16 protein-coding genes are annotated in these 12,328 nt (G+C 37.5%); 4 read left to right on the top strand and 12 right to left on the bottom strand.

Annotation, left to right across the window (positions count from 1 at the left end; all coding sequences use genetic code 11):
• Positions 1-19: 19 nt before the first annotated feature.
• Positions 20-175, bottom strand: coding sequence for a hypothetical protein (locus J7649_RS14660; RefSeq protein WP_005006030.1), 156 nt, complete (start codon positions 173-175; stop codon positions 20-22).
• A 183-nt stretch (positions 176-358) separates the two neighbouring features.
• Positions 359-1,507 carry a hypothetical protein gene (locus tag J7649_RS14655; RefSeq protein WP_058952573.1) on the bottom strand — a complete coding sequence of 383 codons (1,149 nt, stop codon included), beginning with the start codon at positions 1,505-1,507 and terminating at the stop codon, positions 359-361.
• Positions 1,508-1,846: 339 nt separating this feature from the next.
• Between J7649_RS14655 and J7649_RS14650 the strand changes: the two genes are divergently transcribed.
• The 3 genes from J7649_RS14650 (at position 1,847) to J7649_RS14640 (ending at position 4,857) form a co-directional block, all read left to right on the top strand.
• Positions 1,847-2,872, top strand: a complete 1,026-nt coding sequence (locus J7649_RS14650) for an IS30-like element ISAba125 family transposase (RefSeq protein WP_087554627.1) — start codon at positions 1,847-1,849, stop codon at positions 2,870-2,872.
• Between the two features lie 100 nt (positions 2,873-2,972).
• Positions 2,973-3,752 carry an aminoglycoside O-phosphotransferase APH(3')-VIa gene (locus J7649_RS14645; protein ID WP_000422636.1) on the top strand — a complete coding sequence of 260 codons (780 nt, stop codon included), beginning with the start codon at positions 2,973-2,975 and terminating at the stop codon, positions 3,750-3,752.
• 79 nt (positions 3,753-3,831) lie between these two features.
• On the top strand, positions 3,832-4,857 hold the full coding sequence (locus tag J7649_RS14640) for an IS30-like element ISAba125 family transposase (RefSeq protein ID WP_087554627.1): 1,026 nt from the start codon (positions 3,832-3,834) through the stop codon (positions 4,855-4,857).
• A 32-nt stretch (positions 4,858-4,889) separates the two neighbouring features.
• On the opposite strand, the gene J7649_RS14635 is transcribed toward J7649_RS14640, so the two are convergent.
• From J7649_RS14635 to J7649_RS14610, 6 genes are all read right to left on the bottom strand, one after another.
• Positions 4,890-5,498, bottom strand: coding sequence for a hypothetical protein (locus J7649_RS14635; protein WP_024160765.1), 609 nt, complete (start codon positions 5,496-5,498; stop codon positions 4,890-4,892).
• Between the two features lie 31 nt (positions 5,499-5,529).
• Complete coding sequence (locus J7649_RS14630) at positions 5,530-6,363, bottom strand: hypothetical protein (RefSeq protein ID WP_024160764.1); 834 nt, start codon at positions 6,361-6,363, stop codon at positions 5,530-5,532.
• 12 nt (positions 6,364-6,375) lie between these two features.
• Positions 6,376-7,017, bottom strand: coding sequence for a hypothetical protein (locus tag J7649_RS14625; RefSeq protein ID WP_024160763.1), 642 nt, complete (start codon positions 7,015-7,017; stop codon positions 6,376-6,378).
• Between the two features lie 220 nt (positions 7,018-7,237).
• On the bottom strand, positions 7,238-7,768 hold the full coding sequence (locus tag J7649_RS14620; protein WP_024160762.1) for a hypothetical protein: 531 nt from the start codon (positions 7,766-7,768) through the stop codon (positions 7,238-7,240).
• Between the two features lie 200 nt (positions 7,769-7,968).
• Positions 7,969-8,451 (bottom strand): hypothetical protein, encoded by a 483-nt coding sequence (locus J7649_RS14615; RefSeq protein ID WP_024160761.1) that lies wholly within the window; start codon positions 8,449-8,451, stop codon positions 7,969-7,971.
• Between the two features lie 79 nt (positions 8,452-8,530).
• On the bottom strand, positions 8,531-8,965 hold the full coding sequence (locus J7649_RS14610) for a DUF6573 family protein (protein ID WP_005006045.1): 435 nt from the start codon (positions 8,963-8,965) through the stop codon (positions 8,531-8,533).
• 152 nt (positions 8,966-9,117) lie between these two features.
• On the opposite strand from J7649_RS14610, the gene J7649_RS14605 reads away from it, so the two are divergent.
• Positions 9,118-9,615 (top strand): cold shock domain-containing protein, encoded by a 498-nt coding sequence (locus J7649_RS14605; protein ID WP_024160760.1) that lies wholly within the window; start codon positions 9,118-9,120, stop codon positions 9,613-9,615.
• 69 nt (positions 9,616-9,684) lie between these two features.
• Here the strand turns inward: J7649_RS14605 and J7649_RS14600 are convergent, their stop codons facing one another.
• The 4 genes from J7649_RS14600 to J7649_RS14585 all read right to left on the bottom strand — a co-directional run bounded on the left by J7649_RS14600 (position 9,685) and on the right by J7649_RS14585 (position 12,318).
• Positions 9,685-10,023 (bottom strand): hypothetical protein, encoded by a 339-nt coding sequence (locus J7649_RS14600; protein ID WP_024160759.1) that lies wholly within the window; start codon positions 10,021-10,023, stop codon positions 9,685-9,687.
• Between the two features lie 157 nt (positions 10,024-10,180).
• Positions 10,181-11,278: an adenine nucleotide alpha hydrolase family protein gene (locus tag J7649_RS14595; protein ID WP_024160758.1), complete on the bottom strand. Its 1,098-nt coding sequence runs from the start codon at positions 11,276-11,278 to the stop codon at positions 10,181-10,183.
• Positions 11,279-11,454: 176 nt separating this feature from the next.
• On the bottom strand, positions 11,455-11,931 hold the full coding sequence (locus J7649_RS14590; RefSeq protein ID WP_005006052.1) for a hypothetical protein: 477 nt from the start codon (positions 11,929-11,931) through the stop codon (positions 11,455-11,457).
• A 72-nt stretch (positions 11,932-12,003) separates the two neighbouring features.
• Positions 12,004-12,318, bottom strand: a complete 315-nt coding sequence (locus J7649_RS14585; protein ID WP_024160757.1) for a hypothetical protein — start codon at positions 12,316-12,318, stop codon at positions 12,004-12,006.
• Between the last annotated feature and the right edge of the window lie 10 nt (positions 12,319-12,328).

Below are 12,328 nucleotides of genomic sequence, written 5' to 3'. Positions count from 1 at the left end.
GGCGTTGAGCCTAAGTTGATTAATCGTTTAAAACAGATTCGATAAAAGAGAGTATTTCAGCTTTAAGAGATGCTGAAATGGTTGCAGTATTTAACTGGCTTAAATACATATCAGCTTTGTCTTTTATTTCTTTTGACGTTGCGGTTTTACGAATTAAAACTAATGTATTCCACATATTAAAAGCCCTTTAGGATAGTGATTAAATCTATATTCATTATACAAAGCGCAATAGCTGTTTAATTTTTCTTAAAATTTAAAAATTCAAAACCTTTTTAATCAATTAAAAAAACATCGAATGCATTTTAAAAAATACCCAAAAGAAAAGGGATAAGGTTTTACGCTTATCCCTGTTTGGGTTTTAGATATGGCAATCAACAATCGTGATTATATAGTCGCTTGGAAAGCTCTTGAGCAAGGCTTGGTTTTTGTTTTCCCAATCTTCTTCCTTGCGAATATCCAGTCCAAACATGCCACACTCTGAACCTGTCCAGTCGCCTATTTCATCACCACTGGTCGCATCTAAGAAACAGTATGTACCGAATGGGTTTGCTGATTTTTTAGCTAGGAATTCTTCACGGCTCACCAAAAATTCATCAAATTCATGTCCGAATATGCCAAACAGGTTATCCGTATCACTGGCTTTCATTAATAAGATTGCATCTTGGTTATGATAGAAATTACGCTTATCGTTCACTGATTCGATTGATTCATCAGACCAAACATCAGCCCATGACCGCCAAGTACGTGAAGCATCACCGATACACTTCTCAAAATAGTCATAAACACGGTTAGCTTCGGTTTTTAAGCGGTTGATTTCGGTTTCAAAATCTAGCTCACCAATCGGGCAGCTATCCACTTTTCGTCCATCAAGACGCAACAGCATGTTTTTCCAACGTCCTCCGATTTCATACCAATCGTATTTCGGATTCGGGTTGGTGGTGGTGAAGTAATCGACCACTTTACCGTCAGCATCAAGCTCTATCCATTCTGTCCAACTTTCATCAGGTTTTTCACCTGTCAAAACAGTCGGCGTAACTTTTTCGTTATACCAGTTAATGAACTGTTGAAGCTCAAACACTTCAGTACATGGCACATCTTTTTGATGCCATTGAATGAACATGCCTAAATCACGAATGCGACTTGAGTACGTACCATCATCGTTTTTGACCTGTACCACTGATAAATGCTTACCGCCGTTCGGGAAGTCAGCAAAAATATCACCTTTGTTGTTTTTGATGGCATAAAGCTCTAAGTCTGTTGCATCACGCACGAAACGAGGGTCGTCAAGAAACGCATAGCGTTCTTCACCATCATCTATGATAGGCTTTGAGTTTTTCATCAAAGTGATTTCTGTCGATTCGTATTGGTCTTTAATTTCGTCCAATGATGATTCTGAAATGCAATATTTGTTTTTAATGCCTGAGCATTCAAATTCGTAAAATGGTTCTAGGGCATCTACAACATCACCATCAGGGGTGGTAACTACTGCAACTGTGAAATGTGACATTTTAAAATCTCCAAGTTTTGAGCCGTGTGCTCTACATCTGAGATTCCATAATAGTTATTAAGTGGCGTTTATAATTTTTTCCTTAAAATATTAATGAAGCTGAATTTAACAACGGTAGTGGTTCAGTAATTAAAATATTTTAATCAATTAAAATCACCGTATACGTTGAATAAAACTAATATCAATTATTTATATTTAATTAAATAAAATAAGGCTCACATATTAAAATAACCTGATTACATAGATCTATATCAAAAAAAGATGGCAATAATTAATAGTTGCCATGGCAGAGTAAAACTTGAAGTGCGACATAAACCACCTAATTAATTTAAAGGGTTTATGGAGTATATAAAATTGTCATACCATCATCTTAACTTTGAAGATCGTACTGCATTAATGCTTGAGTCAAGAAAAGAAGGCTTTTCAGCCAGAAAATTTGCTGAACTTATTAAAAGACATCCTAGTACGATCTATCGTGAGCTTAAAAGAAATAGCATCAATGACGTTTATCAAGCTCAATATGCTTCTGATAACACTTTTGCTAGACGTAGACGTGGTCACAGAAAACTCAAAATCGATTCAATCCTCTGGAAATTTATTGTTGAAGCGATCCGTTGTTTATGGTCTCCTCAGCAAATAGCAAAGCGTTTAAAGACATTTCCTGATTTGGATCAAACAATGAATGTAAGCCATACAACGATTTATTCAACGATACGAGCATTACCCAAGGGTGAGTTGAAAAAAGACTTATTATCCTGTCTACGTCATGAAAATAAAAAGCGAAAAGCTAACGGTGAACCTAAAAAAGATTCTATATTACAGGATATTAAAACTATTCATGAGCGCCCAGCCGAAGTTCAAGAAAGAAAAATACCGGGTCATTGGGAAGCTGATTTAATTAAAGGTAAAGACAATAAAAGTTCGATAGCAACACTTATTGAACGAAATACACGGCTCTGTATCTTGGCAACATTACCTGATGCAAAGGCAGAATCAGTGCGCAAGGCTTTAACTGAAGCTCTGAAATATTTACCTGCAGAAGTGCGTAAAACGTTGACCTATGACCGTGGACGTGAGATGTCAGAACATAAAATACTCGAAGAAGATTTAGGCATAGATGTATATTTCTGTGACCCACATTCACCCTGGCAAAAAGGCACATGCGAAAATATGAATGGTTTAATTAGGCAATATTTACCTAAAGGGATTGATTTAAATCAGGCAGATCAGCATTATTTAAATCAAGTTGCCATGTCACTGAATACTCGTCCTAGAAAGGCGTTAGATTGGCTTACACCATTAGAGAAATTTGCTCAGCTTGTTGATTATCATATGGCTTTTGAAACTGTCGCACCTCATGTTTGAATTCGCCCCATATTTTTGCTACAGTGAACCAAATTAAGATCATCTATTTACTAGGCCTCGCATTTGCGGGGTTTTTAATGCTGAATAAAAGGAAAACTTGATGGAATTGCCCAATATTATTCAACAATTTATCGGAAACAGCGTTTTAGAGCCAAATAAAATTGGTCAGTCGCCATCGGATGTTTATTCTTTTAATCGAAATAATGAAACTTTTTTTCTTAAGCGATCTAGCACTTTATATACAGAGACCACATACAGTGTCTCTCGTGAAGCGAAAATGTTGAGTTGGCTCTCTGAGAAATTAAAGGTGCCTGAACTCATCATGACTTTTCAGGATGAGCAGTTTGAATTCATGATCACTAAAGCGATCAATGCAAAACCAATTTCAGCGCTTTTTTTAACAGACCAAGAATTGCTTGCTATCTATAAGGAGGCACTCAATCTGTTAAATTCAATTGCTATTATTGATTGTCCATTTATTTCAAACATTGATCATCGGTTAAAAGAGTCAAAATTTTTTATTGATAACCAACTCCTTGACGATATAGATCAAGATGATTTTGACACTGAATTATGGGGAGACCATAAAACTTACCTAAGTCTATGGAATGAGTTAACCGAGACTCGTGTTGAAGAAAGATTGGTTTTTTCTCATGGCGATATCACGGATAGTAATATTTTTATAGATAAATTCAATGAAATTTATTTTTTAGATCTTGGTCGTGCTGGGTTAGCAGATGAATTTGTAGATATATCCTTTGTTGAACGTTGCCTAAGAGAGGATGCATCGGAGGAAACTGCGAAAATATTTTTAAAGCATTTAAAAAATGATAGACCTGACAAAAGGAATTATTTTTTAAAACTTGATGAATTGAATTGATTCCAAGCATTATCTAAAAATACTTGGCAGAGTAAAACTTGAAGTGCGACATAAACCACCTAATTAATTTAAAGGGTTTATGGAGTATATAAAATTGTCATACCATCATCTTAACTTTGAAGATCGTACTGCATTAATGCTTGAGTCAAGAAAAGAAGGCTTTTCAGCCAGAAAATTTGCTGAACTTATTAAAAGACATCCTAGTACGATCTATCGTGAGCTTAAAAGAAATAGCATCAATGACGTTTATCAAGCTCAATATGCTTCTGATAACACTTTTGCTAGACGTAGACGTGGTCACAGAAAACTCAAAATCGATTCAATCCTCTGGAAATTTATTGTTGAAGCGATCCGTTGTTTATGGTCTCCTCAGCAAATAGCAAAGCGTTTAAAGACATTTCCTGATTTGGATCAAACAATGAATGTAAGCCATACAACGATTTATTCAACGATACGAGCATTACCCAAGGGTGAGTTGAAAAAAGACTTATTATCCTGTCTACGTCATGAAAATAAAAAGCGAAAAGCTAACGGTGAACCTAAAAAAGATTCTATATTACAGGATATTAAAACTATTCATGAGCGCCCAGCCGAAGTTCAAGAAAGAAAAATACCGGGTCATTGGGAAGCTGATTTAATTAAAGGTAAAGACAATAAAAGTTCGATAGCAACACTTATTGAACGAAATACACGGCTCTGTATCTTGGCAACATTACCTGATGCAAAGGCAGAATCAGTGCGCAAGGCTTTAACTGAAGCTCTGAAATATTTACCTGCAGAAGTGCGTAAAACGTTGACCTATGACCGTGGACGTGAGATGTCAGAACATAAAATACTCGAAGAAGATTTAGGCATAGATGTATATTTCTGTGACCCACATTCACCCTGGCAAAAAGGCACATGCGAAAATATGAATGGTTTAATTAGGCAATATTTACCTAAAGGGATTGATTTAAATCAGGCAGATCAGCATTATTTAAATCAAGTTGCCATGTCACTGAATACTCGTCCTAGAAAGGCGTTAGATTGGCTTACACCATTAGAGAAATTTGCTCAGCTTGTTGATTATCATATGGCTTTTGAAACTGTCGCACCTCATGTTTGAATTCGCCCATCTTTTTGAGTTCTAGTTAATGATTAAATATATTCTTCAACCGTACTGGTCATACGTTTTTTCATTTTGTAAGGCTTGTAATGAGGAACATAACAAGGCTTGCAAACTGCTTCATAGGTTTTGGTATCAGAATGATAATAAAAGCGATCCAGTGGTTCATAGCCATTGCAATGATGGCAATAACGCTCAAAACCCAATGAAGTGAAGATCATCTTCTGCACAAATGCTTGTTTTTTATGTTTTGCTTTAAGTGTAGGTGAGTTTTTGACTTCACAAGAACAGATATAATCTTGGTAGTTATCGAACTCTGGTGCTTCTTGGTGTATGTGAACAAACCGATTTATAACTTTTGGATCAAAAATATTCCATTGTTGGTCATGTTCTGAAAATAGGAAATATCCATCTGCACCTGATGGCATTTCTTTACTGTATTTCGAGTAATGGATAACATGTTTTTCCGTTGGCTCAAAGTCATTCAGGAACATTCTCAAGGTATTGAGGTTCGGGAATTGGACTTTCATTAACTGTGCTTGAGTCACCAGATTGGATCTTGATTCGTAGTTCACCAGAACCATAATTTTACGGCTTTTGTCGATTCTGCCGATGATGTAATTATAGATATGATCAGACATTGTATTTTCTCCTATTCTATAGAGATCCATGTTAAGAACATGGATCATTCCCAAAAAATGCAATGAGATCGTTGCTCTGGTAGCTAAACTGCAATTCGGTGTAGTCCATTTTCAGTGTGCTATCTAAGTACGGTGTAATGTCGAGTTGCACGAATGAATCAATAAATTCACTTTCTGCGCCATACGCATCTATTGAGCCTTTGAACAGCTCCAGTACATTGCATGTTACATAGTCGCCAATTTCTGATTTATGTGTCTTACATGATGGTAGTAGTGCCAAGTCATTCAGGATCACTTGAACATGAGTGCCATCATATGAGCCTTGATATAGGCTGTAATATTTTTCAGGATTCAAGATACATTCAAGAACTAAATCAAAGTTGTTGCTGTAAGAGTTACGCGTAGCGACATATACACTTTCTGCTACTGGCTTTTCGACTTTGGTGAGTGTGATTGAGTCTGAATGCTCATGAGCGAACAAAATAGGGTCGTCTACGTCTTGTTCTTCATCTGGCTCAATGTCCATTAACGCCAAGCGTCTATCTTTGGTTTCTTGGTCGAGAATTTCCCAACCATCGATAGATAAAGTACCGCCGTCAGCAAGTTGAATGAGAACAGGGGTTTCTTTGTCCTGATCTGTATTGTCCAGAATGGTGAAGATCCCTAGTAATCGAACCCATGAAGTGATTAACTGGCAAATGGGTAGGTTTTCATTAATTTCATGGCGATTCTTGCAAGACTCGCTAAACATCGCCAGATTTTCAGGGTGATTAATATCAATATAGACATTGTGCAAAACAGCATCAGCACTGGTGTTGTTTGGTGCTTCGTAGCTCAATTCAATCAATAAGTATTTTTTAGACATGATCAATATTCCTTAGTACAAAACTTCAGTGCCAACAACGCAATCCAAAAACTTACCTTGCAGATCAAATACTAAAAATTGTTGCAGTTCTTTTTGTGTCGAGTGGATGTTAAAAACAGGCACAATCAAGCTGTCTTTTTCAAATAGGTTATGGTTGTTAATGACGAAATCATGAGCTGAATAGCAATGACCTTGCAGATATACACCGCAACGCATCAGCTTATCTAAATCAAAAGATTGAGAGATGTAGTGAACATCTTCTGGTGCATATTCACTGGCAATATCTCGGCTATATGCAAGATTGACTTGCTTGACCAAGCTTTGTTGAAAAAAGTCGCTGTCATGCACTTCTGAACGTGCGATGTCAGTAACAACTAAAATGGGTTGTGTTTCCCAAAAAATGCTGAGTAATTGATTAAAATCAAGATGCTCAGGGAATTGAACTTTTGAAGTAATAACGCTCCAATCATCAAGGGTTAAAGATAGAAAGTTTCCGTAATGATCAAGCGGAATAACCGTTAATACATTAAGGTCTTGATGCAATTCTTCGTTATACGAAAAATCAGCAAGGGAATGACCTGTATTTAATTCAGGATTCACAATAATGTTTAATGTTTTAGAACGGTTTGTAAAAAAATCAAGTACGCTTTTCATATCTTCAACTCCAAGTTTTAAGCAATTGCTTAGGTATGAATTAATTATATTTGTGAAATATCCCTTAAAAACTTTTCTCAAATTACTTATGGAACTGGCAATGAAAAATTTCAATATTTTTTAATCAATTAAAAAACATCGTATACGTCATTAAATCTAATGGCATAAAAAAAAGAGGGTAGACCTTTATTGGATCTCCCTCTATTTGTTTAATGGTTTCTTATGACAGGTTGTTTTTAAAGTACTCAATCAGTCTTAAATAAACAGTGTTCGCCATAAAATGTGAGCTATGCAGCGCATTAAAATCTGCGACATCTTCAAAACATTCTGTCAGTAATGCACTGGCGAAACCTTTATTCCATGTATTGAACTTTTCCAGTTCTGCATCTGACAGCAAATCATATTGAATCATGTCATTAATGGCTTGGCGTTGTAAATTTATCGCCACATCCATGACTTCGCCCTCAATCAATGCATGAGAATCATCAGGACTGAATCTAAATGATTCGTGAGCGTCTGCGATGGCTTGAACCTGTAACGGTGCATTGACTTCAATGCAGTAGGCTTGTGACTTGTGTTGGTGAAATAAAATGACATCCAGTTCAATGTTAAAAATAAACTGCGGATCTGCTTTGGTTGCTACGCCAATCACATTGATGACGCAACTTGGTAAACCGTCATACGCTTGGGTGAAGCTTTGTAGCAAGTGGCGCACATTAGCAGTACCAGTATTAAATTTTTGTAGTTGCATTGTCGTATCTCCAAGTTTTAAGCAATGAGCTTTGATGTATTCATTATATCGGTGCATGTGGCCTGTATAACTTTTCAGTAAAAGTATTACGGCTGATAGGCTCATGGTTTCAAGTTATTTTTAATCAATTAAAAACACCGTTTACGGCCATCATCTTATGAAAGGAATAAGCTATGGGTGCTTATTCCTGGTGGGTGTGATTAGTGCGGTTCTACGTCATACGTGTTTTCATTTTCTTTAAGTCTGGCTTTTTCACGCTTCAGTCTTAAACGCTCCTGATGTTCCCTGTATAGGTTGGTGAGTTGACCGACTGGCAAATGTAGAAACTTTAGATCAATGTTTCTTACCCAACTATCAACAGCAAGCTTTTTGCTTTTTTTAACGTCTGGCACTTCGTAATGATCACGCTTGATTGCGCCTTTTACGGCATTTAACACGAGATCCGCGGTAGCTTCATTCCAGCACTTGAATAATTTAATGCCTTTAAACGCCTTATATTTTGCTGGTACTTTTTCACTGTACTTAAACAGCTCTCCAGTAGATGTCACGGCGATAAACCAGTCACAACGGACAAGCTTCATCGTTTCTATACGTTTTAATTCGTTTTTTTCTCTTTGTTGTTCTATTTCTTGCATATTTGCAAAGCCGAATAAGTCAGGGTTGTCAATTTTCATAGTCGCCATTTGAATTTTTTATACCTCTCAATGAACGTTCGGATCTCAAAAAAACCTAGCATTGTTTGGTCAATGCTAGGTGTTGTGTTTATTGGTCTTCAGGCATCATAAAAGTAATGATAGGCTCACCATTCACACCAGGCCCAACCGTAGCAATATTGGTGATTAAGGTGTCAGAAAAGGTATGCGGTGTATCTTGTAGAGCATATTTAAACTTAACGCTTTGGTCATTAAGTGCAACTGAACCACGAACGCTCATGTTCAACATATCAAAGATGGTATATCCCATTAAATCATTGATTTTTTCAGCATCAGCTTCCGTACCATTCGGAAAAATTGCTTTTGCAGCTGTCAGGTGCTTGTTATACAAGTTGCTTGTAATATAAACAGGGAACTTATAGAACTGTTTGCAATCTTTGGCATGTTCTTCTTTATCGCTAAGGCAAAGAATCACGCCCTCTTCTAAAGCGTCTTGTAAAGAAAAAACAGTGATGACTTCAGCACCAGCGAAAAAATTATTCATAATAGCTACTCCATGTTTTAAGCAATTGCTTTTGATGTTTTAATTATAATAAATCCATAAACCTTAAAACTATTTTTTAAAAAAAAGATAGTATTTATTTAGGTTTAACAAATATAATTAATATAGCTTTTAATATATATTTGGGGTTTTAGGTGGTACTAACAGGAACAATTAAAAAATATAATAATGAGCGTGGTTTTGGTTTTATATCTACGAGTAATTTTGGTGATGTATTTTTCCATATTAAGGATTTTCAGAAAGGCGAACAGCCAATAGTAGGTCGAGAGGTCTATTTCGAGGTAGTTAAAAAAGAAAATAAAAATAGGGCAATCCATGTTTACTATTCCGACCATGAACAAACGCATGACAAGCAAAAATCATTGCCACTATATCTATGGATAATTTTTATTAGCATAGCTATTGGGGTGGCATATCTAGGTAGCATTCAATTAAAGAAATATCTATATAAAGATAATCAAACTACAAATGCTATATATCAAAAGCCAGTAGCCTATAAGTGCGATGGTCGTAAGCATTGCTCTCAAATGCGATCTAAAGAAGAAGCTGATTGGTTTGTGAAAAACTGCCCAGATACCATGATGGATGGTGACGGCGATGGCGATGCTTGTGAAAATGATTCAAGGTGGTAGTTGTATAGTTTCAGACAATAAAAAATGAGCTATTAATACTTAATTAATAACTCATTCCTTAGGTTGATTTTAGATTTCTGCCAGTGTTTTACCGTCTTGTAATTCATTAATCTGCGCCAGTGTGACAGCTTGAGCGTCATATTCTTCTGTCACATACGATACAATTTCTTCTATTGAACATTCACCAACTACACCCCAAAGCACAAAATTGGTATGGGTTTTTTCATTCCAGATCTGCTCAACTTGTTCTAGATCCAGATGCCCAATACTCACAAAAAGGTCATAAGCCAATGCCCAATTTTCGTAACGGCTGACAGATTCATCAATGATAGGATCATCAGACATTAAATAGGTCATCATTGCCTTAGCTTTACAGAACTTTTGCATTGTTTCGTTTAAAGTTGTCATAAACATCATCTCATATTGATTGGTTTAAAATCATTTTATGCTGACAGGTGGTGTCAAAAACTTATTCAAAAACAAAATTATTCCAAACCATTTTTAATCAATTAAAAAACATCGCTTGCGGTTTTCATCCTAAAAAGGTGCCAAATGGCACCCTAATTTACAGCGATCCACAACCCTCCTTGTTGAATGCGCCTGGTGGAACCGTCCAGTTATCCGTGAACACTGGTAGGTAATAACTTTCAATTTTGGACTGTACCAGTGCTTCCATATCCTGAATGTCGAATGGCTCAATGCCATTGCTCAGACTGACGACATCGATCTTTGAGCGACTGATCGTACAATCAAACTTTTGTTCATAACCAGCGATCAGCTGAGCGCGTTCAGGGTAGTAGGTGCTGATGGTTGACCAGATTTTAGGACTGTTGAAGATACAGGTCATGCATGAGCTACGGCCCCAACCTAAGCGATATGGCACTGGTGGAGTAACCTTGTACTTCTCCAGTAACTCCCATACTTGCTCTTCAGTGAAGTGAAGCACGTTCTTCCACCAGTCAACGCGTCTTGCTTTCTTACCGCTTCTACGGTCGCATGGGTGCGGTTCTAGCTGGTTGTACTTACTGCGGTTTGGTGACTCTTCACGGCGTTCACCAGTGATAAAACAAATGTTCTTGCCGTCAAAGCGTTCTTGGTTGTTCAATGCTCTGCGTCCGACATCGATCTTTAACGCTGAAGAACACCAGCGCGTCATGAGGCTGGCTGCTTGTTGTGGGAACTTCAAGCGTGTGCCTGTTTTACTGCGGTTGTTGTCGCGTTCAAGCTTAATTAAGCCCTCTGGTGTTTCTACGAAGTGGGGTTTTGAGTAGCTGTTTTCTTTGAGCATTTCGCCAAGGAAACCGCCCTCGAGCCAACTGAAGTACAATGGTGTGTCGAATGCCTGAGCGAATGCTTTGGTATAGTTTTCCATGAACACCCAATCCATGAACGGCTGGTTTTCTTCATCAATTTTGTGGTGCCAAAGCTCAATTTTGCTTTTATCTACTCCAGCCTCCAGTAAGCGCAAATACGCTGCAATCGAATCCTTACCGCCACTTAAGCAGACAATAAAAATGTCATAGATACTTAGATCGATGTCTGGTGCTTCATGAAAAACATGCTCAGCCAGTTCTTTGTTTAGATCGGTACCAGACAGCAACTCCAGTTGCCCGGCTATTGTTGGGATGATGACTTGATCATCGTACTTATGCGCTGTATTCACTCGACTTACTCCAGATTTAAGGCTTTGTGCCTTGCTTGCTATGGATTAAGTATAGAGGGGTGTACCAGGGGAAAAACTTTTCTCAAAATTTAAAAATATTGAAAATATTTTAACCAATTAAAATCATCGTAAGCGGTTATAACGTCTAGCAAAACGGCATTGCGCCGTTTCGGTGGTTACTTATATTTTTGGATGATGCGTTCAATAAATCGAATCATTGTGTCCTTATCAATTTTGGCCTGGTCGTAATTGTCATAGCTAAACATCACCAAAGCATCTTCCTGAGTGATGCCAAAAAACTCACGTACTGCTTTCCACTGGTAAACGACTGGTACAGTGACAACAGGCGCATCTTTTAGCTCTTCATTGCTGAGTATTTTTTCATACATGAAGATTGGCCCAACAGAACCATGAAAATTGAAACCTAGATTTTGGAAATACTCGACAGACGTAGCCCAACCAATCAGGCATCCTACAATATTTTTATCTAACAATTCTTCTGTGGTGAAACCTGAAAAGAAATCGGTGTGTTGTTCTGTATGGCTTGCGTCATAATCACGCCAAATGTCGAAATCAAAGCTTTCATCAGGAATGACCTCGATCACTAGCTCAATCAGCTTTTCTAAACGCTCAACGGTCGTTGCTTTGTTCATATCTGCTCCAAGTTTTAGGCGGTGTGCCAAAAGGGGTAGCGGTACATATTGGCGCACGTACCGCTGTTGGAATTACAAATCCAGTTGAATTAAGAACAGTGGTAAAGGTGCATCACTGTCTTGTGTAATGAGCATAGGCAAGAAGAAACTAAATCCCTCAAAAAACACGCCCATGTCGTAATCATCTTGAAAAGAAAAGGGCTGTGAAGTGATACTGACATTCTCAATAGCACTAATTAGTGCCTCGATGTTGGTATGTTTTGCTGTATCGATCACATACACACGAAAACCGGCTTCTGTGGTGTTCGGTATCTGTTGTACTTGCTGTGGCAAGTAAAAGCCAAGTTCGTTGATGGCACTGACGAGTTGCGGATTTTCAATTGTCATGGGTAGGTTT

It is taken from the genome of Acinetobacter lwoffii, from assembly GCF_019343495.1.
Classification (GTDB): Bacteria; Pseudomonadota; Gammaproteobacteria; order Pseudomonadales; family Moraxellaceae; genus Acinetobacter; species Acinetobacter lwoffii_P.
Note: the sequence above shows the minus strand (reverse complement) of the source record. Positions and strands in the feature narration are given on the sequence as shown.